Origin of the sequence: Nocardia sp. NPDC052316, from assembly GCF_044547795.1 — a bacterium.
In the GTDB taxonomy this organism is placed as follows: domain Bacteria; phylum Actinomycetota; class Actinomycetes; order Mycobacteriales; family Mycobacteriaceae; genus Nocardia.
This window is the reverse complement of record NZ_JBIUBB010000004.1, coordinates 367,212-391,683: the sequence shown is the minus strand read 5'-3', so window position 1 is coordinate 391,683 and position 24,472 is coordinate 367,212. Positions and strand designations below refer to the sequence as shown.

The window sequence follows — 24,472 nt, the reverse complement described above, 5'->3', positions numbered from 1 at the left end:
GACTCGACGGCATGACCGATACCGAAACCATGCGCGCGATCAGCCAGCACACCCTCGGCGACCCCGAGGTACTCACCGAAGTACGACTCCCCCGCCCGGTGCCCGGCCCCGGCGAAATCCTGGTCCGGGTGCGCGCGGCCGGACTCAACCCCACCGACTGGAAGCACCGCGCCATCGCCGATCTCTTCCTGCCCGAGCCGCCTTTCGTCCTCGGCTGGGACGTGTCCGGCGAGGTCGCCGCGACCGGCATCGGCGTGACGCTGTTCGAGCCGGGGGACGAGGTGTTCGGCATGCTGCCCTACCCGAACGGCCACGGCGCGCTGGCGGAGTACGTCGTCGGCCCGGCCCGCGCCTTCGCCACCAAGCCCGCGAATCTGGATCACGTGCAGGCCGCGGCGATCCCGCTGGCCGCGCTCACCGCGTGGCAGGCCCTGGTGGACAACGCCGCACTCGAAGCCGGGCAGCGCGTGCTGATCCACGCGGCGGCGGGTGGCGTCGGGCATTTCGCCGTGCAGATCGCCAAGGCTCGCGGCGCGTACGTCATCGGCACGGCCAGCGCACCCAATCACGAGTTCCTGCGCGGTCTCGGCGCGGACGAAGTGCTCGACTATCGCAGCACCGATGTCGCCGAGGCGGTCAGCGGCGTGGACGTGGTGCTGGATTCGATCGATGACGACAACAGCCTGCGTTCCCTGCACACCCTGCGCCAGGGCGGACTCCTGATCACCTTGCGGGCCGCCGGCGCGGCCGATCTCGCGGCGGCAGCCAGGGAGTTGGGCGTGCGCGCGATCCGCATGCTGGTGGAGCACGACCGGGCGGGCATGCTCGCGCTGGCCGGTCTCGCCGAATCCGGGGCGTTGCGCCCGACGATCGCGGGCACCTTCCCGTTGACGGAGGCCGCGAAGGCGCATGCCATGGGCGACACCGGTCGTACCGTCGGCAAACTAGTTGTCACACTGCCCTGACACCGAAGATTTTTCCGCGCGGCGCTTCGGTGAATTTACGAAATCGGGACCGTCACGCTTCTACCATCCGATGATGAGCACTGTTGTGAAGGCTGTCCTCGAGGGCGGGCCGAAAGACATGCCCGCGCGAATCGTCCCGATCACCCCCCCGGGGATCGAATTGAAAGTCCCGTTCAAGGGTGGCTACGAACACTTCAAGGTGACCCGCAAGGAGCAGGACACCCCGGAGGGCCGGTTGCCCGTCTACGAGTGGTCCAGCCGGACCGAACTCGCGGAGTGACGCGCGAATAATCGTCCAGCGCGGCCGGTCGATCATCGACCGGCCGCCTTCCGATGCGGTAGTCGGCGGCGGCCGACTATGGACAAAAGCGTAACCAAGTGGTTACGCTTTCCGGGTGGACGAAGTGGCGAGTGCGATCGCCGATCCGGTGCGCCGGGAGATCCTGACGATGTTGCGCGGGACCCGGCTCACCGCGGGTGAGATCGCAGCAGAGTTCGACATCAGCAGGCCCGCGGTGAGCCGACACCTGCGCGTGCTGCGCGAAAGCGGCCTGGTGCACGACGAACTCATCGGCAGGCAGCGCTACTACGTGCTCGACCCGGCGCCACTGACCGAGGTCGCCGACTGGATCGCCCGCTTCGACACCGCGACCGCCTGGGAACAGCGGCTCGACGCATTGGAAACCGAGGTCTACCGGACGCGCCGCGAACACCGCCGCGCACCGGCCGACCAGCACCCGAAGGAGAACACGGGATGACAACCCGACCCACCGGCCGCCTCGACCGTACCGACGGCAAGCGCGACCTGATCCTCACCAGGACCTTTCGTGCGCCGATCGAGGACGTCTGGGCCAGCGTCACCGAGTCCGACCGCACCGCACGCTGGTTCGGACCGTGGGAGGGCGAAGCAGGCCCCGGCCGAAACATCAAGGTGCAGATGGCGTTAGAAGAGGGCCAGCCCTGGTGCGACGCCACGATCGAGGTGTGCGAACCGCCGCGCCGGGTCGCGATCATCACCAAGGACGACTACGGCACCTGGCATCTGGAGGCGGCGCTCACCGAGACCGACGGCGTCACGGAGCTGGTCTTCACACACCATCTGGACGCCGACGCGAAGATCAGCGAGGTCGGCCCCGGCTGGGAGTACTACCTGGACGCGCTCGTGGCGGCCCACACAGGTGCGGACCGCCACGATTTCGAGGACTACTACCCCTCGATGAAGCAGTACTACGAAACCTTGCAGGACTAGTCCAGTGCCGACGGACCGAGTCCGCCGGTAGACCCGCGCACGGCCGCGGCGCATGCGCGGGTACGCACTAGTCGTCCAGCTGCGCGAGGATCTCGTCGGAGATGTCGACGTTGGTGAAGACGTTCTGCACGTCGTCGCTGTCCTCGAGCGCGTCGACCAACTTGATCACCTTGCGGGCGCCGTCGGCGTCGACCTCGACCGAGACCGACGGCTGGAAGCCGGATTCGGCGGAGTCGTAGTCGATTCCGGCGGCCTGCAGGGCCTTGCGCACCGGGATCAGATCGCTGGGTTCGCTGATGATCTCGAAGGAATCACCGAGGTCGTTGACCTCCTCGGCCCCCGCGTCGAGCACGGCCATCAGGACGTCGTCCTCGGAAAGGCCGTTCTTCTCCAGCGTCACCACGCCCTTGCGGTGGAACAGGTAGGACACCGAACCCGGGTCGGCCATGTTGCCGCCGTTGCGGGTCATCGCGACCCGCACCTCGCCCGCGGCACGGTTGCGGTTGTCGGTGAGGCACTCGATCAACACCGCGACACCGTTGGGGCCGTAGCCCTCGTACATGATGGTCTGCCAGTCGGCGCCGCCGGCTTCTTCACCGCCGCCACGCTTGCGGGCACGCTCGATGTTGTCGTTGGGCACCGACGACTTCTTCGCCTTCTGGATGGCGTCGTAGAGCGTCGGGTTGCCCGCGGGGTCACTGCCACCCGTGCGGGCCGCCACCTCGATGTTCTTGATCAACTTGGCGAAGAGCTTGCCGCGCTTCGCGTCGATCCCCGCCTTCTTGTGCTTGGTGGTGGCCCATTTGGAGTGGCCGCTCATTCCCTACTTCCTTCAGGTCGATGGCACGTGTGGTGATGTGTACCGTACCGGCACGGCCGGAGGGACAACTTCTCCAGCCTACTCGGCCGGTCAGCGCGGTCTGAACGGCGCGTGAACTACGCGTCCCGAACCAGGTCCACGAACATCCGGTGCACCCGCAGATCGCCGGTGACCTCCGGGTGGAACGACGTCGCGACCACCTTGCCCTGCCGCACTGCCACAATGCGGCCGGCGAACGGTCCGTCCGGCACCGTCGCGAGCACCTCGACGCCCGCGCCGACCCGCTCCACCCACGGCGCCCGGATGAACACCGCGCGCATCGGGCCGTCGTCGAGTCCGGCGAAGTCCAGGTCCACCTCGAACGAGTCGACCTGGCGGCCGAAGGCGTTGCGGCGCACCGTCATATCGATGCCGGACAGGTGGTTGGCGTCGGGCCTGGTGTCGAGCACCTCGTCGGCGAGCAGAATCATGCCCGCGCAAGAACCGAAGGCGGGCATGCCATCTCGCAGTCGCGCGCGCAGCGGCTCGAGCAGGTCGAAGACCTCCAGCAGCTTGCTGATGGCGGTCGACTCGCCGCCGGGCAGCACCAGCGCGTCCACCGCGGCCAGTTCCGACGCCCGCCGCACCAGCACCGGTTCGGCGCCGCAGTGCGCGAGGGCCGCGATGTGCTCGCGCACGTCACCTTGCAACGCGAGCACGCCGATAGTGGGGCGAGCCTGCGCGAGATCGGCGGCGGCGGGCGCGGCGACCGGGGAAGCGTTCACGTCGCAGAGTTTACGAGCCGTCGCGGTGTGGGCCTGCTCACGGTCGCCGTCAGGGTTCCGTCAACGCGGCGCCCCGCGGGCCGGGAACGGGTCGACACTCGCAGGGTGATAGCTGTGTTGCCGCGCAAGGTGCCCGCGCCGCGTGGAGAAGGGGAGGCGGCCCCGGCCCGCCGTGGGCTCACCGTGCCGACCGGGTTGGCCGGGCTCTCGCTCGACGCCATGGCGTCGGTGTCCTACGGTCCCGAGGCCATCGTGCTGGTGCTCGCGGCCGCGGGCGGCGCCGGACTCGGCCTGACGCTGCCGGTGACGGTGGCGATCGCCGCGTTGCTCGCCGTGCTGGTCGCCTCGTATCGCCAGGTGATCGCCGCGTTCCCGGACGGCGGTGGGGCGTACGCGGTGGCGAAGACGCACCTGGGGCATCGCACCAGTTTGGCCGCCGCCGCGTCGCTGATCATCGACTACGTGCTGAACGTCGCGGTGTCGATCGCCGCCGGTGTCGCGGCGCTGACCTCGGCGTTCCCGGTGCTGCTTCCGTACACGGTGTGGTTGTGCGTGGCGATTCTCGTCGGCATCACCGCGTTGAATCTGCTTGGCATCACCGAGAGCGCACGGGCGTTCATGGTGCCGACCATCGTCTTCGTTGTCGGTATCGGCACGGTGATCGTGGCGGGGCTGGTGCGGTCCGAGCCCGCCAGCGTCAGCACCGGCGTCGCCACCGTGCTGGACGCGCACACGGTCGGCGTGCTGTTGCTGCTCAAGGCGTTCTCCAGTGGGTGTGCCGCGCTGACCGGGGTGGAGGCGATCGCGAACGCGGTGCCGAGCTTCCAGGCGCCGAAAGTACTGCGCGCCCAACGCGCGGAGGTCGCGCTCGGGGCGCTGCTCGGCGTCATGCTGATCGGGCTCGCGCTGCTGATCGAGAAGTTCGAGGTGCATCCGATCGACGGCACCACGGTGCTCTCGCAGCTGACCGAGGCCGCGCTCGGGCACGGAATCGGCTACTACGTGGTGCAATTCGCGACCGTGGTATTGCTGGCGCTGGCCGCCAACACCTCCTACGGCGGGCTGCCGACGCTCACCAAGATCCTCGCCGACGACAACTGCCTGCCGCACCGGTTCGCGGTGCGCTCGCCGCGTGAGGTGTACCGCTACGGCGTGCTGACCCTGGCCGTCGCGGCGGGTGTGCTGCTGGTCGGCGCCGACGGCAAGATGAACGCACTGGTCCCGCTATTCGCCATCGGGGTGTTCGTCGGGTTCACCATCGCGCAGATCGGCATGGTGCGGCATTGGCTGCTGGCCAGGACGGCGGGCTGGCGGTGGCGACTGGCGCTCAACGGATTCGGCGCGCTGCTCACCTTCGTCGCCGCGATCGTCACCACCGCAATGAAATTCACCGCGGGGGCCTGGTTGATCGTGCTGGTCCTGCCCGCGCTGGTGCTCGGCATGGAACGCATTCGCGGGGCCTACCGCAAGATCGGCGCCTACCGCCGCTCCGATGAGGTGCCGCCGCCACCACGGCCGCGCGACGCCGTCATCGTGGTGCCGGTGTCCGAGGTCTCCGACCTGAGCTGCGAGGCGCTGTCCGCGGCGCTGTCGATCGGCAAAGACGTTGTCGCGGTGCATGTTTGCCTACCCGGCGAATCGGTGAAGGCGTTCACCAAGGCGTGGGAGGCGTGGCACCCGGAGGTGCGGCTGGTGCTGCTCGAAGACAGCGACGCGACGGTCGGCGGCCCGGTCGCGCGTTACGTACGGGAGAACTTCGAGGGTCGCCGCAAGGTGGTCGTCATCGCCGAGGTCGACCCGCCGGTCGGCTGGAACCGCGTGCTACCCAGCCACCGCAGCGACGAGCTCGAACGCGTGCTGCGCCGCATGTCCGACACAGTGGTCTGCCACCTGCGCGTACAGGTGGGCTGAAGCCTGAGTGAATTCAGGCGGCCGCGGTGGTGTGCGTCGGCCACACGCACACCATCGCGGTCGACATTTCGCTCGAGCCGCGCGAATCGCCCTTGCGCGGGCTGACCGCCGACGTTCCCGGACGCCGGGCAGCCGGGCGCGATGGGCGGCGACCGGCTCTGCTCCGGCGCGGTGACGCTCAGTCGCGCAGGTTGCGAATCAGTCCTTCCTGGACGACCGCAGCCACCATCTCACCCGCGCGGTTGAAGATCTTCCCGCCGGTGAGGGCGCGACCGAAGCCCGCCGACGGCGAGGCCTGGTCGTAGAGCAGCCAGTCGTCGGCGCGGAACGGGCGCAGGAACCACATGGCGTGGTCGAGCGAGGCGTTCTGGGTCTGCTCGTCGGGGTGGGTCACCTTCGACGAGCCCAGCAGCGTCATATCGCTCATGTAGGCCAGCGTGCAGACGTGGAACAGCGGGTCGTCGGGCAGCGGATGCCGGTAGCGGAACCACACCTGCTGCTGGGAGACGACGCCGTCGCGGCGGGCGATCTGATCCTGCGGCACGGTCCGGATGTCCCAGTGCTCCCACTCGCGCATCGCCCACAGGCGTTCCGGGCTCATGGTGGTGCTCGCGTCCGGGAGGTCGTCCGGGGCCTGCACCTCGGGCATCACATCCTGATGCTCCGGACCCTCGTCGCCGATGTGGAACGAGGCCGACATGGTGAAGATCGCCTGCCCGTCCTGCACGCCGGTGACCCGGCGGGTGCAGAACGAGCGCCCGTCCCTGATCCGCTCGACGAGATACACCGTCGGCTGGTCCGGGTTGCCCGGCCGCAGAAAGTAGCCGTGCAGCGAATGCACCTGATACCGCGGTTCCACCGTGCGCACCGCTGATACCAGCGCCTGGCCGGCAACCTGTCCGCCGAACGTGCGCGGCAGCTGAGTCTTCGTGGAGGCCCCACGGAAGATGTCACGCTCGAGGCGCTCTATCTCCAGCGCCTCTTCGATTGTCGCCATGGGCTGAGATTAACTCGCCGCGCTGACCGGCTCGTCCTCGGCCGTCCGGCACTCCACTCGCACCGGCCGGCCGACTCGGTTGCCGCCCGCCGCGACGAAGCACCGCGCATGCCAGTGCTCGCGCATGCCGCCGTCGAGTGCCGTGCACAGTGTTTGCTCTGATAGACCGGTGCCACAGTTCGTCCCGATCACCCAGGACGCCCTCGTCGAGCGTCTCGTCGAGCACGTCCGCACCCTGCCGGGCTGCCGGGTCGTCGCGATCGACGGCGCCGACGCCGCCCACCCCACCGAGCTCGCCGACCGGACCGCCGCCGCACTGCGCGACACCGGCAGACCCGCGGCAGCGGTGTCGCTGCACGACTACGTCCGCCCCGCCTCCCTCCGCATGGAGTACGGCCTCGACGAGATCTCCTACCGCACAGCCTGGTTCGACTACGAAGCACTCCGCCGCGAAGTCATCGACGCGCTGCACACCGACGGTCGCTGGCTGCCCGCCCTCTGGAACGAGACCACCGACCGCTCGGCCCGCGCCCCCATCCGATCGGCGCTCCCCGACACCGTCCTGGTCATCGCAGGCCCCCTGCTGCTCGACCACGCCCTTCCCTTCGACGTCACCGTCCACCTGGCCATGTCGGAACCGGCGCTACGTCGCAGCACCCCACCCGAAGACCATTGGACCATCCCCGCCCTCCTCGAAACTCCCACCGCCCCAACCTTCTTCATCCGCTGGGATCACCCGGCCCGCCCGGCTCTCCGTCTCCCCTGACCCCTCGACTCCTTGCTTTCTGTTCCGCGGTTCCCGGCTATCTCCCAGCCCGCATCGATAGTTAGATGCGCATATCCATGTATCGAGATGGCCTATTCCCTACCGAACGCGAATGGCACACGGTTGCAGCGCTTCTCAGCGTATGCCGCAACCATGTGCCACTCGACGGGCGTCAGCCGCCCCTGCGTTCGGTCAGGAGCAGGCCGGGGACTGCAGGTTCAGGGCGGTCAAAGCGTTGCACGCCCAAGCCTTTTGGACCTTCCACTTGCCGTTGTCCAGGACGAAGGGCACGTCGACGGGGTTCTCGGTGCCGTTGAGGGTCAGTTTGCCCTGGGCGCTGACGGAATCGCCGAAGGCGGTCACTCCGGTGATCTCGGTCTTGGCGTTCGCGTCCTGGTACGCCTTGGCGAGGCGGTTGGGCAGGTCCGGATCGGCCTCGATCCCCTGCACGAGGTCCAGCTTCTCGGCACTCGGCACCGCCGGATCGAGCGCCTTCTGCAGCAGTGTGTTCAGCTCCGGAACAGTCGGCGGTGCAGGCTGATTCGCGTTGGCGGCGGCACTGGTCGTGGTGCGGGACGGCTGCGGCGAATCCTTCTTGTCATCGCTGCCGCAGGCCGTCAGGCCCAGTGCGGCCACGACGGCCAAACCGGCAATCGCCATGCGTCCGGTCTTACGAAGGTTCATCTGCTCGTCCTTAACGTTGGGCTGGTACATCGACGGTGATGCGGCACTCCCGACACGGCGGTCGACGGGCATCGAAACGTGAAGTTACCCAGGACAATTGTGAGAACAGTAAGACGGCGGTGTGGCGCGGAGAAGAGTCGCGTCGCCGCGATGCCGCTGACGCACCCGAGCAGGGACTCCGAAGAGCCCCTGCTCGTCAATGTTCACCGAACTCTAAGGCTCGGAAATCACCAACCGCGCTCGGCGAGCCGGTGGTCCACCGGCAGCTCCTCGACATTGATGCCGACCATGGCCTCGCCGAGTCCACGCGAAACCTTCGCGAGCACATCGGGGTCGTCGTGGAAGGTGGTCGCCTTGACGATGGCGGCGGCCCGCTCGGCCGGGTTGCCGGACTTGAAGATGCCGGAGCCGACGAACACGCCCTCGGCGCCGAGCTGCATCATCATCGCGGCGTCGGCGGGGGTGGCGATGCCGCCCGCGGTGAACAGCACGACGGGCAGCTTGCCGGTCTCGGCGACCTCGCGGACCAGCTCGTAGGGCGCCTGCAGCTCCTTGGCGGCGACGAACAGTTCGTCGGCGGGCAGCGAGGACAGCCTGCGGATCTCCTGGCGGATCTTGCGCATGTGCGTGGTGGCGTTGGAGACGTCACCGGTGCCCGCCTCGCCCTTCGAGCGAATCATGGCCGCGCCCTCGGTGATTCGGCGCAGCGCCTCACCCAGGTTGGTGGCGCCGCACACGAACGGCACGGTGAAGTTCCACTTCTCGATGTGGTTGGTGTAGTCGGCGGGGGTCAGCACCTCGGACTCGTCGATGTAGTCGACGCCGAGGCTCTGCAGGATCTGCGCCTCCACGAAGTGGCCGATGCGGGCCTTCGCCATGACCGGGATGGAGACGGCGGCGATGATGCCGTCGATCATGTCGGGGTCGCTCATCCGGGACACGCCGCCCTGCGCACGGATGTCGGCGGGCACCCGCTCCAGCGCCATCACCGCGACCGCGCCGGCGTCTTCGGCGATCTTGGCCTGGTCGGGGGTGACGACGTCCATGATCACCCCGCCCTTGAGCATCTCGGCCATGCCGCGCTTCACGCGGGCGGTGCCGATGGTCTGGGTGGTCTCGGGCGTAGTCACGGCAAACTCCTGGGTCATCTGCGCCAATCGGTCGCAAGGGATGGAATCGACCCAATTCTAGGCGGGCCACCCAGGCCACTTGATAGCCAGTCAGCGATGACTGGCCTTGTCACCTACCAGGGGCTCTGTCCGCCGGTGCGGTGCACTGGACCGCTCGGCGAGACCAGGAAAGGAGGTTTACCGCTGCCGCGGGGCAATTCCGTTGGCCCCGCTATCTTCCGGCGTCGCTCAGAGCGGACCGACGACCAGCAACTGCGCCCAGTACTCGGCGGCGGCGGGCCCGACGAGCGGCAGCAGGAAATCGAACAGCAGGTAGGACATGTACAACAGAACCTCCGCACACCGAGCATTTGCCCCCGCCGACGGCGGGGTTCGCGGCACCGAAGTCCGAGTGCCTTGCAGTAAGCACTACCCAGCCCGCGTCCATCCAGTCGCGACCGTAGCACGATCGTGAAACACATCACAGCGCGTCAGCGGATCGAGCGGACCTCGGGGTCGGTGGTGCTGTCGGCGGCGGCCGCGGCTTCCGGGAGCAGTTGATCCAGGTTGTAGGGGTAGACGGTCTCGCCCGCGCGGTCGAAGGCGACGATATCGGCTGCGGTGCACCATTTGTTGCCGGTGATCGAGCGACGTTCGATGGCCGTGAGGTTCGTCGCCTGCGGCTCGTAGGCGGGCACGCGCAGCGCGAAGAACAGTTCCTCGGAGCGGATCAGGTCGCCGTCGAAGGGGAACACCGCGACGCGGCGCCAGATCGGGCCGCGCAGGCTCTCCGGGTCGGCCTGGTACCCGGTCTCCTCGTAGAGCTCACGGACGGCCGCTTCGCGCAGCGTCTCCTCCGGGTCGACGCCGCCGCCGACGGTGAACCAGAACGACACGTCCGGTGTTTTCGGGTCGTTGCCGCGCATCAGCAGTGTGCGCCCCGCCTCGTCGAACAGCACGATGCGCGCGGCGGTGCGGGTGGTGTCGACGGTGAGCCCGGTGGACGCGGCCGGGGTGGCGCGCTCGGTGATCTCGAAGTAGGTGGGCAGCGGCGCGGTGCCACCGAGGTGCAGGATGCGCACCGAGCGGCGGGTGCGCAGCGCCAGGGTGTCGCGGACCGCGTCGTTGTGGAAGCGGCGCGCGATCAGCACCCGCGCCTCGGCGTCGGCCAGCTCGGCCACCATCTGCGGGCGCAGCTGCTCGATATCGATCGTCGACAGCGCCGCGGAGAGCTGGTTCTCCACCGTCTCCCGATCGGCGCGGCCGGCCCGTTCGGCGCGATCGGCAAGGTGGGCAAGAACTTTGGCTTGATCGACCAGCGCGGGCTCGGCCGCCGGGTCCGCGATCGCCGCCGCGACCGATCTGGCCACCACCGCCCGCCGGGCCAGCGCCGCGTCGAGCGCGTGCCAGGACTGGTCGGAGCGCACGTGCAGCCGGTCGAGCCGGTTGGCGGTGGAGTACGCCCAGATGCCGAGCGCGACAATGACCGCCGCGATCAGCGCGAGGACGAGAACCGTGGTGGCGGAGAACGTGATCATCCGGCGGCCCGCACCCTGGTGTCGCCGATGGTGACCGTCTCGTACACCCGCAGGATCTGCTCGGCCACCACCGGCCAGTCGTACTCGCCGACCACCTGGGTGGCCGTGTGCACCAGGGCCGCCCGGCGGCTGTCGTCGGTGAGCAGGCCGTCGATGGCCCGCGCCAGCGCCGCCGAATCACCCACCGGCACCAGCTCCCCCGCCGTCCCGTCGCGCAGCACCCGGCGGAACGCATCCAATTCGCTCGCCACCACGGCGGTCCCGGCGGCCATCGCCTCGATCAGGATGATGCCGAAGCTCTCGCCGCCGAGATTGGGCGCGACGTAGACGTCCGCGCTGCGCATGGCCGAGGCCTTCTCCGCGTCCGATACCTGACCGAGGAAGCGCAGGTGCCCGGCGAGCGGTCCGGCCTCGCGGCGCAGCCGCTCCTCGTCCCCGCGCCCGACGATGAGAACCTGGAGATCCTGGTGCTTGCGCACCAGCTCGGGCAGCGCACCGAGCAGCACGTCCATCCCCTTGCGTGGTTCGTCATAGCGGCCGAGGAACAGCACGGTCCGGCCCGCGCGCGGATACCCGGGCAGCATCGGCGCCCGCGCGAAGGCGGGGACGTCGACCCCGTTGGGGATCTCCACCGCGTCGGAGCCGAGCGCCTCCACCTGCCAGCGCCGCGCCAGCTCGGAGACGGCGATCCGGCCGCTGATCTTCTCGTGGTACGGCCGCAGCACGCCCTGAAAGGTGCTGAGTATCAACGACTTCGTGGTCGAGGTATGGAAGGTGGCCACGATCGGGCCCTCGGCGATCTTCAGCGCGAGCATCGACAGACTCGGCGCGTTGGGCTCGTGGATGTGCAGCACGTCGAAGTCGTTGCCGTCGATCCAGCGGCGAATCCTGGTGTAGGCCATCGGGCCGAAGGACAGCCGCGCCACCGACCCGTTGTACGGAATCGCCACCGCGCGACCGGCGGACACCACGAAATCGGGCAGCGCGGTCTCCTCCGACGCGGGCGCGAGCACGCTCACCCGATGCCCACGCTCGATGAACACCCTGGCCAGCTCGACCACGTGGGCCTGCACGCCGCCGGGCACGTCGAACGAGTAGGGACAGACCATGCCGATCTTCATGCGGCGCCGTCCGAGCTCGCCGCGGCGTTCGGATCGCCCTGCGCCGCGGCGTTCGGATCGCCCTGCGCCGCGGCGATGCGGCTGCGCCGCGCCTCGGACAGATCGCTCTCCCACATCGGTTGCAGCATGTGCCAATCCGCCGGATGTTCGGCGATGTTCGCCGCGAACCGGTCCGCCAGGGCCTGGGTGGCCGCCGCGACGCCGTTCGAAACATCAATCGGCGCTTCGACTTTCATACCCCACCCCTCCCCGCCGTCGGCGGTGAACCAGGTGTGCACCGGCAGCAGCGCGGCACCGGTCTCGATGGCCAGTTTGGCGGCACCGGCGGGCATCCAGGTGCGCTCGCCGAAGAAGGTGACCGGGACGCCACGCCCGGTCAGGTCGCGCTCCCCCAGCAGGCAGACCGCCTTGTTCTCGCGCAGCCGGTTGGCCAGCTGGCCGAACGGCGGCTGCTCGCCCCCGGTCAGCGGAAACACCTCGAAGCCGAGGCTCGCCCGGTAGGCGACGAACCGCTCGAACAGCGACTCCGGCTTCAACCGCTCCATGACGGTCGCGAAGGTGCCGTGGTTCTGCACGAGCCACACCCCCGCCATATCCCAGTTCCCGGAGTGCGGCAGCACCAGGATCACGCCGCGTCCGGCGGCCAGCCCGGCCTCCAGGTTCGATTTCCCCTCCAGCGCAAGCTGACCGATCGCCACGTGGTCCATCGAGGGCAGCCGGAACGCTTCACGCCAGTACCGCGCGTAGGAGCGCATGCTCGCCGCGATCAGCTCGTCCGGCACGTCCGCAGGGGTACCGCCGATCACTCTGGCGAGGTTGCGCCGCAACTGGTTCGGCGCGCCACCGGCGCGGAACTGCCGATTCGCCTTGCCCGAGATCCGATCGGCGCCCCAGTCGAACAACCGTCGCGCCGTCGTCTCGGGCAACGCCCGCACCAGCCGCCAGCCCGCCGCGTAACCGGCGTCGCTCAACCGCTCCCCGATACTCATGACCATTGCCCCGTTCCCTGCACCACACCGCCACGACAGGGCGGTCTCACGTCGGCAGCTCCGTCGCGTTCGCCGTTCCCGCCGAAGGGTTTTCGGGCCGCGCGGGCTTGTCGGACCGCGCCGGGTCCTGCGAGCCCTCCGGCTCCGCCGGGTGCTGCGCGGGAGTGATCACATCACGTGCGCCCGGCGAACGGCGCACCGCGAGCACCCGCTGGAACACCGTGACGATGCTGAGCACCGCGAGGACCCACATCGCGACATGCACCGCATAGGTGAGCCAGTCGATACCCCAGTACCCGCCGATGCCGGTCAGCCCGGCGCCGACCAGCACGATGATGAGCCGATCCGGCCGCTCGATGAGCCCGCCGTCGGCGGAGAGCCCGCTGGCCTCGGCCCGCGCCTTGGCGTACGAAATCACCTGGGAGGTCACCAGTACCACCAGCGTCGCGGCGAACAGCGGCTTGTGGTTCTCGTGATACACCGCCCACCACGCCAGGCCGGCGAAGATGGCGCCGTCGGCGACCCGGTCGCAGGTGGCGTCGAGCACCGCACCGTATTTCGTGCCGCCGCCGCGCGCCCTGGCCATCGCGCCGTCGAGCATGTCGAACATGACGAACAACCAGATCACCATGGTCCCCCAGAACAGGTGTCCGGTCGGGAACAGGGTGACCGCGGCAGCGATCGACGCGGTGGTGCCGATGACCGTCACCGCATCCGGGGTGAGCCCGGTGCTCACCAGCGCTTTGCCCAGCGGCGCAGTCGCTTTGGCAAACGTATCGCGGCCGAAGAAGCTCAGCACTTCTAGTCGACTTCCTTCTGTGTCCAGCGGGCCACCCGCACCCGGTCGGCTTCGATGAGCAAGGCTGCGCGAGTATGGCTCATCTACGCCTCTTTCCACGCTGCCGACAGCAGCGCCCTCGTCTCCCGGAGCAGCTGCGGCATCACCTTGGCCCCGCCGACCACGGTGATGAAGTTCGCGTCGCCGCCCCAGCGCGGGACGATGTGCTGGTGCAGGTGGTCGGCCAGCGACCCACCGGCCACGCCGCCGAGATTCAGGCCGACGTTGAAGCCGTGCGGCCGCGACACCCGCTTCATCACTCGGATGGCCTGCTGGGTGAACGCCATCAGCTCGGTGCCCTCGGCCAGGGTGAGGTCCTCGAGGTTGGCCACCTTGCGGTACGGCACCACCATCATGTGGCCCGGGTTGTACGGGTACAGGTTGAGCACCGCGTACACCAGTTCACCGCGCGCGATGACCAGACCGTCCTCATCCGACATCTTCGGAATGTCGGTGAACGGATGCCCGGTCGAGGCGGGGTCGGTGGCCGCGGCCTCGGCGATGTAGGACATCCGGTACGGCGTCCACAACCGCTGTAACCGGTCCGGTTCACCCGCGCCGCGGTCCACGATGCTGTGCTGCTCGGCGTCGTTCAGCTCGGTGAACCCGTCCGGGGTCGTGCGCTCGGTCATCCCGCACCCTTGATCTCGAAACCCGCCGCGGTCGGAGAAGCGTTCTCCCGGTTCGCAATCCATTCCACAATGGTGGCGACCGCGTCGGCGACCGGCACCCCGTTCACCTGAGTTCCGTCGCGAAATCGGAAGCTCACCGCGTCGGCGGCGACGTCGCGCTCGCCGGCGAGCAGCATGAACGGCACCTTCTGCGCGGTGTTGTTGAAGATCTTCTTCTGCATCCGGTCGTCGCTGCGGTCCACCTGGGCCCGGATGCCCGCGTCCTGCAGCCGCTCGATCACCCGATCCAGGTGCGGCGCAAAGGTTTCCGCGACCGGGATACCGACGACCTGCACCGGCGACAGCCACGCGGGGAACGCGCCCGCATAGTGCTCGGTGAGCACGCCGAAGAACCGTTCGATCGAGCCGAACAGCGCGCGGTGGATCATCACCGGACGCTGCTTGGTGCCGTCGGAGGCGGTGTACTCCAGGTTGAACCGCTCCGGCAGGTTGAAGTCGAGCTGGATGGTCGACATCTGCCAGGTGCGACCCAGCGCGTCCTTGGCCTGCACGGAGATCTTCGGGCCGTAGAACGCGGCGCCGCCCGGATCGGGCACCAGCTCGAGCCCGGAGGCCGAGGCCACCTTGGACAGGGTCTCGGTGGCCTCCTCCCAGATCTCGTCGGAGCCGACGAATTTCTTCGGGTCCTTGGTGGACAGCTCCAGGTAGAAGTCGTCGAGGCCGTAGTCCTTCAGCAGGCCGAGCACGAACTGCAGGGTGCTGGTGAGCTCGGCGTGCATCTGCTCTTTGGTGCAGTAGATGTGCGCGTCGTCCTGGGTCATGCCGCGCACCCTGGTCAGGCCGTGCACCACGCCGGACTTCTCGTAGCGGTACACCGAGCCGAACTCGAACAGCCGCAACGGCAGTTCCCGGTACGACCGGCCACGCGCCCGGAAGATCAGGTTGTGCATCGGGCAGTTCATCGGCTTGACGTAGTAGTCCTGGCCGGGCTTGCGGACGGTGCCGTCCTCGTTCAGCTCCGCGTCCAGGTGCATCGCCGGGAACATGCCGTCGCGGTACCAGTCCAGGTGACCGGAGACCTCGAACAGGTGCCCCTTGGTGATGTGCGGGGTGTTGACGAACTCGTAGCCCGCCGCCACATGCTGACGCCGCGAGAACTCCTCCATCTCCTTGCGGATGATGCCGCCCTTGGGGTGGAACACCGGCAGGCCGGAGCCGAGCTCGTCCGGAAAACTGAACAGGTCCAGTTCCAGACCGAGCTTGCGGTGGTCGCGGCGCTCGGCCTCGGCCAACAGGTGCAGGTACTCGTCGAGCGCCTCCTGCGACTCCCACGCGGTGCCGTAGACGCGCTGCAGATCCTCGCGGTCCTGATCACCACGCCAGTAGGCGGCCGAGCTGCGGGTGAGCTTGAAGGCCGGGATGAACTTGGTGGTGGGGATGTGCGGGCCGCGGCACAGATCGCCCCAGACGCGTTCGCCGGTGCGCGGATCCAGGTTGTCGTAGATGGTCAGCTCTTTGCCGCCGACCTCCATCACCTCGGGGTCGTCGATGCCGGACTTGTCGCTGATCAGCTCCAGCTTGAACGGCTCCTTGGCAAGCTCGACCCTGGCGTCCTCGACCTCGACCACGCGCCGGGAAAACCGCTGCGCGCCTTTGACGATCTTCTTCATCCGGGATTCCAGCTTCGCCAGATCCTCGGGGGTGAACGGCCGGTCGACCTGGAAGTCGTAGTAGAAGCCGTCCTTGATCGGCGGGCCGATGCCGAGTTTGGCCTCGGGGAACTCCTGCTGCACCGCCTGCGCGAGCACGTGCGCGGCGGAATGCCGGATGACACTGCGGCCGTCCTCGGTGTCGGCGGCGACCGCCTCCACCTCGACGTCGGTGTCCGGGGTCCAGGACAGGTCCTTGAGGCCCTCGGCGTCGCGCACGACGACGATGGTGTCCGGTCCCTTGGTCGGCAGACCAGCCTCGCGCACCGCGGCACCCGCCGTCGTCCCCGCCGGCACCCGGACGCGGGGGGCAGGGGTGGTGCGGGCTGAGGTGGTCACGGCAGTGCTCTCCTTGGAGTTTCTCGGGTGCGGGCAAAATCCCCGCGGTTCAATGCCGGGACATCGAGTGCCCCAGCGCGACCATGCTATCGGCAACCCCCCACCCCCGTGCACATGCTTACCCGCCTCGCCGCGTATTCAGGCCGGATCGAGGGGCGTGCGGGGTCGCGCCGGCCGCCGGCGGTGTGGTGGTGGATGGGTCGGCCGGTACCCGGTGAGCTACCGGTGTTCTTGCGAAATCGGTTGTCGTTTCGGCAAACCAGCGTCAGTTGTCCGCGGCCAGTTGTTTCAAAAGAGACTCTCGCTCGGCGGCCGGGCGTTTGGGGCAGCTGGTGCACATCTCGCAGTTGGGGACTTCGAAGACCAGGCAGCAGGAGATGCGTTTGACGAAGGTGCGGCCGCCGATGTCGACGAAGCGCGGGGTGGGGAGTTTGCCGCCTATCTCGGTGGCCAGGCGGGTGCCCGCGGCCGGGGAGCCCGCGTCGAGGGCTCGGTTGCCGACCGCGTCGGCGACGATCGCCCAGAGGGCCGAGATCCCCGCGCCGGAGACCGCGGCGACCGGGGTGATCACGGCGGCAAGGGTTTCCCGCAGGGCCGCGCCTGGCTCGGTGGGTTCGTCGGGCTCGGGGAGGATGTGGATGCGTTCCACGCCGCCGTCCGGGCGGACCTCGCAGTCGAAGCGGTCCAGCAGCGGTTCGGCGGCCTGCTCGCCGTGTGCGTATGCGCGGGCGATCTGTTCGACGAGCGCGGAGGCGACCATGCACCACCACAGCGTGCCCGCGATCCGGGGCGAGGTGGTGCCCCAGGAGTGCCCCATCTCCGTGATCCTGGCCGCCAGCCACTCCGGCTGCGTCAGTGTCCGCCCGGGGACGGTGTTCACCACTTCAGGGGACTGCGTAACCATTGCGACTCGACTCCGATCCAGCTGCCGACCATCCCGAACGTGCCCAATGCCCACAGTGTCGCGACAACCAATGCGAAGGTAATGGTCGCCGCGAACACTCGCATGGCGGCACCCCGTGCGGAGTACCACGCCATACCCTGCCGGTACTTGTCCCGCAGCCAGCCGAGAGCCCGGTGCGCCCAGGCGAATTCGGTGGCGAGGATGCCCAGTCCGGCGAACACGATCGCCCAGCCGGGTCCGGGGTAGGGAATCGTGACGATCCCGACGGCGAGCACCGCGGTGCCGACCAAGGCGACCCCGATCCGATAGGCGAGGTTCAGCGTAGGTCGCGCGGCAACACGGGCACGGAAGGCGCGCCAACCCGTCTGCGTCGATCTTGTTTCCAACTCGGCGGTCACCTCTCCCAGCGTACGAGAACGCCCGGTCCTGTCCACGCCACGAACGAGCCCGCTCGAACCACGTGGTTCGAGCGGGCTCGACGGTCTCGACTCAGACGAGCTCGGGCGTCGTCACCCGATGCCCCACCTCGTCGTCGATGTGGGCCAGCCCGTGCTCGGTGATCTCGATGACGCGCGCGCTGGCGATGTCGAAGAACAGACCCGACACCGTCACGCCGCGCTCGGCCACGGCCGCGCGCACCGCGGGGTGCCGCTGCAGGTTCTCCAGCTGCACGGCCACGTTCACCATGCTGAGCTGGTCCACCTCGCCGAAGCCTGCCCGCGCCGCGGCGATCGCCACCGGGTGCCCGCGCCGGAATCGGTCCAGGCTCGGGCGGGCGTGCGCGAGCCACTTGTCGATCTCCGGGCCGGCCTGCGCCCCGGAGTGCAGGGCCTTCATGGCGCCGCACGAGGAGTGGCCGCAGACCACGATGGAGCGGACGTTCAGCTCTTCCAACGCGAAGACCAGCGCGGCGTCCACCGACGGGTCGCCGACGGCGGGCACCAGGTTGCCCACGTTGCGCACGGTGAACAGGTCGCCCGGCCCACTGTTGGTGATCATGTTCGGCACGATCCGCGAGTCCGCGCAGGTGAGGAAGAACGAGTCCGGGTCCTGGCTGTCGCGCAGCTCGTCCAGGTGCGGGCGCACGACGTGCGCGTGGCTGCGGTGGTACGCGGCGACACCGGCAGCGATCGGGTCGGGGTGCTCGTCGCGCCGCCACGGGCCGAGGATGTCGGTCCACACCGCGCGCCCGAAGCCGCGCGAGGGCGGGCCCGCCGTCGCGTGCGCCATCCTGGCGCTGCCGATCTCCACGAAATCGACGCTGCCGCCGTTGCTTTCCTGCTGGCGCACCCAGTCCTCGATGGCGTCGAAGGCGGCGTGGTCGAGGAAGTCGACGGTCATCTCGACGGTGACGTCGGCGTCGGCGGGAATCTTCGCGAACTCCGCCGACAGCTTCGGCAGCGCGAGGAAGGTGCAGGAGCCGTCGATGGTGACCATCCAGCGCTGCGAGCCCGGAATCTGCCTGGCGTTGATGGCGACTCGCACCACCCGCCACAGCAGCAGGCCGAAGGCCAGCGCCAGGCCGATCAGCACACCCTCCAGCAGGTTGAGGAACACCACCGACACCACGGTGACGACGTACACGAGCAGGTCGCCGGTGCGCCGGGCCAGTCGAATGTGCGCGATCTTGACCAGCTGCGTGCCGATCACGATCAACAGGCCGGCCAGCGCGGCCTTCGGGATCTGTTGCACCACAGCGGCCAACGCCACCGAGAACAGCAGAATCCAGCAGCCGTGCAGCACCGCCGAGGCCCGGCTGCGCGCGCCCGCCTGCACGTTGGTCGCGCTGCGCACGATCACGCCGGTGACCGGCAGGCCACCCAGCAGGCCGGAGAGGACGTTGGCCGAGCCCTGACCGATGAGCTCACGATCGAAGTTGGTGCGCTGGCCCGAGTGCATCTTGTCCACGGCGACCGCGGACAGCAGGCTTTCCACGCTGGCGATCAAGGCGATGGTGAGGACCATCAGCACCACGGCGGACCAGTCACCGCGCGGCAGCTCGGGCAGGCCGATCGCGTCGAACAGCGAGCCGTTCAACACGATGCGCTCGGCGCCGGTCGGCAGCACCAACGACAGCACGGTCGCCACGAACACCGCGACCAGTGGGCCGGGGACGAGGCGGAGCTTGGCGGGCGCGTATTTCCAGCCGAGCATGATGGCGATCACCACGGCGCCGATGAACGCGTCGCCGCCGTGCAGCGACATCAGCTGCTCGGGCAGCTGGGTGATGTTCTTCCACGCCGAGCTGTGCGACGAACCGCCGAGCAGCACGTGAATCTGTTGCAGCGCAATGGTGATGCCGATACCGGCCAGCATCGCGTGCACCACCACCGGTGCGACGGCGAGCGCGCCACGCGCGATCCTGCTCAGCCCGAACAGGATTTGCAGCACACCGGCCGCGGCGGCGATGAAACAGGTTGTTTTCCAACCGAATTGGTTGATGGACTCGGCCACTACCACGGTGAGGCCCGCGGCCGGGCCACTCACCTGCAGAACGGAGCCGCCCATCAGGCCGACGACGATACCGCCGACCACAGCGGCGATGAGTCCGGCGGCGACGGGCGCGCCGGAGGCGACCGCGATGCCGAGGGACAGCGGCAAGGCGACGAGGAAAACCACGATGGAAGCGGGCACATCGTGCCGGAGGATTGATTGCAGGCGTTCGGACAGGGGTCCGGGACCAGGACCCGAGTCCGCTGGGACCGGCGGGGTGATCGGTGGGGCCAAATCGTTCTCGACAGCCATGACTTTCTCCTTCGCCGAACCCGGCGCGAAGTCCGGGGTCGGTTGACGATCAACATGTCCAGCAGGGGGCACACGACCGCGAACCGGCATCTCGCGGTGAAGCAGGTCTCGACGCACCGATGGGTCGAGATGTAAACCGATGCAAGGCTATGAGTAAAGACTAAGCAAAGCCTGAGAACGGGGCTAACTGTGCGTAAACTCCGTGCTCACCGCGTTATGGCCTGCCTCACATGGGCACAGCGGCGTCGACGGGGCCGTCTCTGGGGTTGTACCGGCGCTGCGGCAACACAGCGGACCTCATCGTCGGATTCCGCGATCCCGTCCACGCGCGCCTCGGGCACCGGGGCCGTGGCGGCATTGCCCGAGCGAGCTCACCGCCGCGGTCGCCGTTGGTGCACTGCCCGTCCCCACACGCGGCGTCCGTGGTGCTGAATCGGTGTCGGTGAACATATTTCTCCTTCGCCGGGCGGTATCCGTCCCGGTTCATCGGTGGAACATGTACTGGCATCGAAGGTGGGCGAAGCTCAACCGCTCGAGAGCGGCGACCCGGTGACGCGAAGGTCTAGTTAATAGTAAAGACTTCGCAAAGCTTGTGGAAAGCTTTCAGCTGGAATCTGCGCAACCGTCATCGAATTGTGATCCAGGTCACCCCGAAACGCAACCCCCGCACGACCGGTGCGGATGCCCCCGAATCGGCCGCTACCAGCGAGGACAATGTCCGGTACTACTTCAGGTACCAGGTGACCAGTCGTTCGACGAGTGCCAGATCGCAGACCTCGTCGGGCACCTGCAGCACCGATTCCAGGTTGCGACGGTCGAATTCGATGCGTTCCAGCAAGTACTTTCCCGTGTAGGCCATGCGGGCAGCTACCGCTCGGTCGAGCGCGGTCAGCTTGCGCTGCTCCCACTCTTCCGGGCGCACCGCATGCAGGGTCATGCCGAGGCCCGCGCCGATCAGCGTGACCGTCTCCGCCGCCGAGACACCGACCCGGTCGGTCAGGTTGACGATCTGCGGCAGGTTGTCGGCCTCGGCCAGGCCGAGCAGCCACTCCACGCACGTATCGATCGGTACGAGGTTGAGGGTCGCACCGTCGGCGACCTGCACGGCCGCGTCGCCGCCAGGGAAGCGCCTGGCTACCCGCCGCATGTTCGACATGAAGTTATAGATGCCGAAGTCCGAGGTGGTGTGGGCGGTTTTGGCGGAGCCGACCACCTGCCCGAGCCGGAAGACGGCGCCTTCGATGCCGTGCTCCCGCAGAAAATCCCGAAAGACCAGTTCCCCAGCGCATTTGGTGGCCTCGTAGACCGTCCGGAACCGGGTGTCGCCGGTGATGGGCAGCCAGGTTTCCGCGGTGGGCGTGTCCGATACCCCGCCGACGTAGGCGGTGCTGATCAGGAAGAAGCGCGAGCCGGGGCGGCTGTACTCGGTGAACAGGCGAAGGGCCCGCTCGGTGCCCTTGGTGTTCACCTCTTGCAGGAGCGCAGGCCGGTTGGGCGAAAGGTCAACGGCCGCAGCGAAATGCCAGAAGTCGCAGGGCTCGGAGAAGATCGTCGCGGCGACGAAATCGTCGATGCCCATATTCTCCTGGGTGAGCTCGCAGTCGAAGGTCTCCAGGTCGCTGACGTCGGGTGGAATGTCGCCGTCGATGATGGACGCCGATTCGAGCGCCCCGAAGACGCGAGTCCGCGCCCCTCGGGCGAGCGCTTTGACCCGGACGCCGCGCTTGAGCAGCTCACAGATCGTGTTGCTGGCCACGTACCCGTTGGCACCGTCCACGACGGCCACTTTCGACTGAACCATCAGACACTCCACAGGGTGCGGTGGAAGCGACGGTCGACGGTGCCGGCCAGTCGCCGCAGCTCGACCTCGGGATGCCGCGCCGCCTCGAGACACACCTCGGCGACGGTGGCGCACATGGCCGACGCCAGTTCGTCGTCCCACAATCGCCGGGCCGCGTTGAACGTCATGGCCAGCGCCTCCTGTGTTCCCTTGATGGTGAGCAGACCGTCGATCGGCAGCACGTTGCCCACCGATGTCCGGTGCAGGGCGTAATCCGCTGCGACACAGCCGGTTCCGAACAGTTCCGCCCCTGCTGCAGTCTTCGGGACATTGAGCATCTGCACCGGGAACAGACCGCTGTTCGGGTCGATCAGTGAGACGGACAGCTCCGGGCACACCTCGAGCACCTCGATGAAGGGGTACCACTGAAATCGGTAGGCCTGCAGGCAGTTCTGCTTGAACGACGCGACGAGTTCGGCGAAGGACAGCTCCGGTGACCACTGGAACTTGATCACGAAAGGATTGAAGAGCATGGCCACTGTCCGATGGAACCGTGGATCCCGGCGACCGTGGCTGAAGGTCGGCATGAGGTAGGCGTCGCTGCCGCCGAGGTGCCCCAGGACGAAGCCGTACGCCGCAGCGAAAACCATGAACGGAGTCGCCCGCAGCGTGCCGGCCAAGCCGCGCACCGCAGCGGTTTCCACGGGAGCCAAGCCACGATCGCCCCGGCTGGTGCGTGCCCCCTCCCCCGCGCCCTTGCCGGATATCTGCAGAACATCGAGGGAGCCGAGGTATTCGGGCCAGAAGTCGCGGGCCTGCGCCGCTTCCGGTGACTCCAGTGCGGCGAGCTCATCCAGGACTATCTGCCCGTAGTCCACCTCTAACGGCTCCGGCTCGGAGGCCAGTCCGCTCGCCGCGCGGTAGTACTGTCCGACATCGCGTTTCAGCACCTCCAGCGACCAGGCGTCGGCCACGCTGTGGTGCACCGTCACCTGGAGCAGCCGTCGCTGCGCGGGCTCGTCCTCGAGCAGCAGCACGCGAACCAACGGTGGACGGGTGAGATCGAAGGGGGCGTTGTTGTGCTCGACCAGCACCTCTTCGATGCCCGGCTCGTCCCGGTTCCCCAATGGTGCGGCCAGCACGGTGGTTTCGGGCGCGCTGGCGGAACCGATGACCTGCTCGGACATGCCACGCCCACGGACCACTGCGGTCCGCAACGCCGCATGCCGTTCGATGCTGTGGGCGATCGCGTCGAACAGTCGGCTCCGGTCGAGCGGCCCGTCGATGGTGAGCCGGAAGGAGATATTGAACGCCGCCGCAGCGCCGCCGGGCCGGATCGATTCCAGGAAGTCGAGCAGATGTTGCCCCGGCGTCAAGGGCAACCTGGTCTCGCCCGGCAGGCTCACGTTCGTGCGCCTTCGTGCAGGAAGCGATGTGCCGCAACCGCATACGTCAGTGCGTACCGTTTCAGGTCATCGACCTCGACGTACTCGTCGGCCATGTGCGCGATCCATTTTCCACCGGGCCCGTACACCACACTCGGGACATTTCCGTAGTGGGTCAGGATGGTGCCGTCGGTGGTCCCCGGCACCGCACCGAGCACGGGGCGCACGCCGTTGACGACCTCGTGCGCGTCGACCAGCGCGGTGACAAGCAGTGTGTCCGAACCTGTTTCGACCCAGGGCCGATCATCGATCACGGTGACCGCCGATCCGATCCCGCGTTCGCGGGCTGCGGTGTCGACGCACTCGCCGATCCGCTTCAGCACCGTCTCGTGGTCAACGCCGGCGACGGTGCGCACGTCCAGGAACAGCGAGCTCGTGCCGGGGATCGTGTTCATCTGATCCGCGGTGCCCGCCTGGATCACCGTCGGGGTGATGGACGGCGACCCGAGCGAGGTCCGGCTGCCGACCTCCTCGATCAGCCGCTCCTCCAGCTCCTCCAGCCCCAGCAGCACCCTGGCCATCGCGGGTAGCGTGTTGCGGCCCTGCCACGGCATCGCGCCGTGGCTCATCACGCCCGTGAAGTCCACCCGGAGCCGGATCGCGCCCTTGGACGTCGGGCACACCTCGTCGCCTTCGGGCTCACAGCAGATCACCCCGTCGACGTCCTGGACGAAGCCCTGCGCCACCGCCGCCTTGGCCCCCGTCATCATGCCCTCTTCGTCGGCCAGCAGCAGCAACCGGACTCGGCCGGGGAACGGGCCGGACAGCTGTAAAGCCCGTGCCCCGTACAGCATTGCCGCGACACCCGCCTTCATGTCGGCGGAGCCACGTCCGTAGAGCTTCCCGTCGCGGATCTCGCCGCCGAAGGGGTCGACGGTCCACTGGTCGGGATCGCCCTCGGTCACCACGTCCATGTGGCCTTCGAAGGCCAGTGTCGGCCCAGGCCCGCCGCCGCCGGTCAATGTCACCACGATGTTGGGCCTGCCGCCTGCGTCGAAAAGCTCTACCGCCCAGTCCCATTCCCGGATCTTCGCGAGCAGGAACTCCGCTACCGCGCGCTCCCCGCGGCCCACCTCTCCCAAAGCATGCGTGCGCACGAGGTGCTGCGTGAACTCGATGAGTTCCGGCTCATTGATTCCGGCATCAAGCGAAGTGATGTCCACGGGG

The 24,472-nt window shown here is 68.3% G+C and carries 23 protein-coding genes; 6 read left to right on the top strand and 17 right to left on the bottom strand.

Annotation, left to right across the window (positions count from 1 at the left end):
• Positions 1-11: 11 nt before the first annotated feature.
• The 4 genes from ACIHA7_RS20190 to ACIHA7_RS20175 all read left to right on the top strand — a co-directional run bounded on the left by ACIHA7_RS20190 (position 12) and on the right by ACIHA7_RS20175 (position 2,214).
• Positions 12-965, top strand: a complete 954-nt coding sequence (locus ACIHA7_RS20190; RefSeq protein WP_397291526.1) for an NADP-dependent oxidoreductase — start codon at positions 12-14, stop codon at positions 963-965.
• Between the two features lie 73 nt (positions 966-1,038).
• Positions 1,039-1,245, top strand: coding sequence for a DUF5988 family protein (locus tag ACIHA7_RS20185; protein ID WP_040736649.1), 207 nt, complete (start codon positions 1,039-1,041; stop codon positions 1,243-1,245).
• A gap of 115 nt (positions 1,246-1,360) precedes the next feature.
• Positions 1,361-1,723: a metalloregulator ArsR/SmtB family transcription factor gene (locus ACIHA7_RS20180; RefSeq protein WP_397291524.1), complete on the top strand. Its 363-nt coding sequence runs from the start codon at positions 1,361-1,363 to the stop codon at positions 1,721-1,723.
• Complete coding sequence (locus tag ACIHA7_RS20175) at positions 1,720-2,214, top strand: SRPBCC family protein (RefSeq protein WP_397291522.1); 495 nt, start codon at positions 1,720-1,722, stop codon at positions 2,212-2,214. Before ACIHA7_RS20180 ends, ACIHA7_RS20175 begins: the two co-directional genes overlap by 4 nt.
• Before the next feature lie 67 nt (positions 2,215-2,281).
• On the opposite strand, the gene ACIHA7_RS20170 is transcribed toward ACIHA7_RS20175, so the two are convergent.
• Both ACIHA7_RS20170 and pdxT read right to left on the bottom strand, forming a co-directional pair.
• Positions 2,282-3,034, bottom strand: coding sequence for a YebC/PmpR family DNA-binding transcriptional regulator (locus tag ACIHA7_RS20170; RefSeq protein ID WP_397291520.1), 753 nt, complete (start codon positions 3,032-3,034; stop codon positions 2,282-2,284).
• A 116-nt stretch (positions 3,035-3,150) separates the two neighbouring features.
• Positions 3,151-3,798 (bottom strand): pyridoxal 5'-phosphate synthase glutaminase subunit PdxT, encoded by a 648-nt coding sequence (gene pdxT, locus ACIHA7_RS20165; protein WP_397291518.1) that lies wholly within the window; start codon positions 3,796-3,798, stop codon positions 3,151-3,153.
• Between the two features lie 219 nt (positions 3,799-4,017).
• On the opposite strand from pdxT, the gene ACIHA7_RS20160 reads away from it, so the two are divergent.
• The gene (locus tag ACIHA7_RS20160) at positions 4,018-5,709 is read left to right on the top strand and encodes an APC family permease (RefSeq protein ID WP_397293106.1); all 1,692 of its coding nucleotides are present in this window, start codon (positions 4,018-4,020) and stop codon (positions 5,707-5,709) included.
• Positions 5,710-5,887: 178 nt separating this feature from the next.
• On the opposite strand, the gene ACIHA7_RS20155 is transcribed toward ACIHA7_RS20160, so the two are convergent.
• Positions 5,888-6,706, bottom strand: coding sequence for an acyl-CoA thioesterase II (locus ACIHA7_RS20155; RefSeq protein WP_147138440.1), 819 nt, complete (start codon positions 6,704-6,706; stop codon positions 5,888-5,890).
• A 169-nt stretch (positions 6,707-6,875) separates the two neighbouring features.
• On the opposite strand from ACIHA7_RS20155, the gene ACIHA7_RS20150 reads away from it, so the two are divergent.
• On the top strand, positions 6,876-7,472 hold the full coding sequence (locus ACIHA7_RS20150; protein WP_397291515.1) for a hypothetical protein: 597 nt from the start codon (positions 6,876-6,878) through the stop codon (positions 7,470-7,472).
• Between the two features lie 192 nt (positions 7,473-7,664).
• On the opposite strand, the gene ACIHA7_RS20145 is transcribed toward ACIHA7_RS20150, so the two are convergent.
• From ACIHA7_RS20145 to ACIHA7_RS20080, 14 genes are all read right to left on the bottom strand, one after another.
• Positions 7,665-8,156 carry a hypothetical protein gene (locus tag ACIHA7_RS20145; protein ID WP_397291514.1) on the bottom strand — a complete coding sequence of 164 codons (492 nt, stop codon included), beginning with the start codon at positions 8,154-8,156 and terminating at the stop codon, positions 7,665-7,667.
• A 227-nt stretch (positions 8,157-8,383) separates the two neighbouring features.
• Positions 8,384-9,286, bottom strand: coding sequence for a pyridoxal 5'-phosphate synthase lyase subunit PdxS (gene pdxS / locus ACIHA7_RS20140; protein WP_199856798.1), 903 nt, complete (start codon positions 9,284-9,286; stop codon positions 8,384-8,386).
• A gap of 470 nt (positions 9,287-9,756) precedes the next feature.
• Positions 9,757-10,800 carry an NUDIX domain-containing protein gene (locus ACIHA7_RS20135; RefSeq protein WP_397293105.1) on the bottom strand — a complete coding sequence of 348 codons (1,044 nt, stop codon included), beginning with the start codon at positions 10,798-10,800 and terminating at the stop codon, positions 9,757-9,759.
• Complete coding sequence (locus ACIHA7_RS20130) at positions 10,800-11,924, bottom strand: glycosyltransferase family 4 protein (protein ID WP_397291511.1); 1,125 nt, start codon at positions 11,922-11,924, stop codon at positions 10,800-10,802. Before ACIHA7_RS20130 ends, ACIHA7_RS20135 begins: the two co-directional genes overlap by 1 nt.
• Positions 11,921-12,913 carry a phosphatidylinositol mannoside acyltransferase gene (locus ACIHA7_RS20125; RefSeq protein WP_397293104.1) on the bottom strand — a complete coding sequence of 331 codons (993 nt, stop codon included), beginning with the start codon at positions 12,911-12,913 and terminating at the stop codon, positions 11,921-11,923. The genes ACIHA7_RS20130 and ACIHA7_RS20125 overlap by 4 nt, the downstream gene beginning before the upstream one ends.
• Before the next feature lie 46 nt (positions 12,914-12,959).
• A complete protein-coding gene (pgsA, locus tag ACIHA7_RS20120) occupies positions 12,960-13,712 on the bottom strand; it encodes a phosphatidylinositol phosphate synthase (RefSeq protein WP_397291509.1) in 753 nt (250 codons plus the stop codon).
• 83 nt (positions 13,713-13,795) lie between these two features.
• Complete coding sequence (locus ACIHA7_RS20115) at positions 13,796-14,383, bottom strand: HIT family protein (RefSeq protein WP_397291507.1); 588 nt, start codon at positions 14,381-14,383, stop codon at positions 13,796-13,798.
• Positions 14,380-16,431, bottom strand: a complete 2,052-nt coding sequence (gene thrS / locus ACIHA7_RS20110) for a threonine--tRNA ligase (protein ID WP_397291505.1) — start codon at positions 16,429-16,431, stop codon at positions 14,380-14,382. The genes ACIHA7_RS20115 and thrS overlap by 4 nt, the downstream gene beginning before the upstream one ends.
• A 265-nt stretch (positions 16,432-16,696) precedes the next feature.
• A complete protein-coding gene (locus ACIHA7_RS20105; RefSeq protein ID WP_397291503.1) occupies positions 16,697-17,311 on the bottom strand; it encodes a (2Fe-2S)-binding protein in 615 nt (204 codons plus the stop codon).
• A complete protein-coding gene (locus ACIHA7_RS20100) occupies positions 17,308-17,733 on the bottom strand; it encodes a TIGR02611 family protein (protein ID WP_397291501.1) in 426 nt (141 codons plus the stop codon). The genes ACIHA7_RS20105 and ACIHA7_RS20100 overlap by 4 nt, the downstream gene beginning before the upstream one ends.
• Positions 17,734-17,824: 91 nt before the next feature.
• A complete protein-coding gene (locus ACIHA7_RS20095) occupies positions 17,825-20,080 on the bottom strand; it encodes a SulP family inorganic anion transporter (RefSeq protein WP_397291499.1) in 2,256 nt (751 codons plus the stop codon).
• A gap of 724 nt (positions 20,081-20,804) precedes the next feature.
• On the bottom strand, positions 20,805-21,881 hold the full coding sequence (locus ACIHA7_RS20090; protein WP_397291497.1) for an SDR family oxidoreductase: 1,077 nt from the start codon (positions 21,879-21,881) through the stop codon (positions 20,805-20,807).
• Entirely contained in the window at positions 21,881-23,266 is a 1,386-nt protein-coding gene (locus tag ACIHA7_RS20085) for a condensation domain-containing protein (protein ID WP_397291495.1), read from the bottom strand. The genes ACIHA7_RS20090 and ACIHA7_RS20085 overlap by 1 nt, the downstream gene beginning before the upstream one ends.
• A complete protein-coding gene (locus ACIHA7_RS20080; protein ID WP_397291493.1) occupies positions 23,263-24,468 on the bottom strand; it encodes a M20 family metallopeptidase in 1,206 nt (401 codons plus the stop codon). Before ACIHA7_RS20080 ends, ACIHA7_RS20085 begins: the two co-directional genes overlap by 4 nt.
• Positions 24,469-24,472 lie beyond the last annotated feature (4 nt).

What these genes read in the sequence shown, in the direction of transcription:
- ACIHA7_RS20125 (WP_397293104.1), bottom strand. Translation starts at nt 12,913, where the DNA reads ATGAGTATCGGGGAGCGGTTGAGCGACGCCGGTTACGCGGCGGGCTGG.
- ACIHA7_RS20175 (WP_397291522.1), top strand. Translation starts at nt 1,720, where the DNA reads ATGACAACCCGACCCACCGGCCGCCTCGACCGTACCGACGGCAAGCGC.
- ACIHA7_RS20190 (WP_397291526.1), top strand. Translation starts at nt 12, where the DNA reads ATGACCGATACCGAAACCATGCGCGCGATCAGCCAGCACACCCTCGGC.
- ACIHA7_RS20170 (WP_397291520.1), bottom strand. Translation starts at nt 3,034, where the DNA reads ATGAGCGGCCACTCCAAATGGGCCACCACCAAGCACAAGAAGGCGGGG.
- ACIHA7_RS20155 (WP_147138440.1), bottom strand. Translation starts at nt 6,706, where the DNA reads ATGGCGACAATCGAAGAGGCGCTGGAGATAGAGCGCCTCGAGCGTGAC.
- ACIHA7_RS20185 (WP_040736649.1), top strand. Translation starts at nt 1,039, where the DNA reads ATGAGCACTGTTGTGAAGGCTGTCCTCGAGGGCGGGCCGAAAGACATG.
- ACIHA7_RS20145 (WP_397291514.1), bottom strand. Translation starts at nt 8,156, where the DNA reads ATGAACCTTCGTAAGACCGGACGCATGGCGATTGCCGGTTTGGCCGTC.
- ACIHA7_RS20130 (WP_397291511.1), bottom strand. Translation starts at nt 11,924, where the DNA reads ATGAAGATCGGCATGGTCTGTCCCTACTCGTTCGACGTGCCCGGCGGC.
- ACIHA7_RS20090 (WP_397291497.1), bottom strand. Translation starts at nt 21,881, where the DNA reads ATGGTTCAGTCGAAAGTGGCCGTCGTGGACGGTGCCAACGGGTACGTG.
- ACIHA7_RS20095 (WP_397291499.1), bottom strand. Translation starts at nt 20,080, where the DNA reads ATGGCTGTCGAGAACGATTTGGCCCCACCGATCACCCCGCCGGTCCCA.
- ACIHA7_RS20115 (WP_397291507.1), bottom strand. Translation starts at nt 14,383, where the DNA reads ATGACCGAGCGCACGACCCCGGACGGGTTCACCGAGCTGAACGACGCC.
- ACIHA7_RS20160 (WP_397293106.1), top strand. Translation starts at nt 4,018, where the DNA reads ATGGCGTCGGTGTCCTACGGTCCCGAGGCCATCGTGCTGGTGCTCGCG.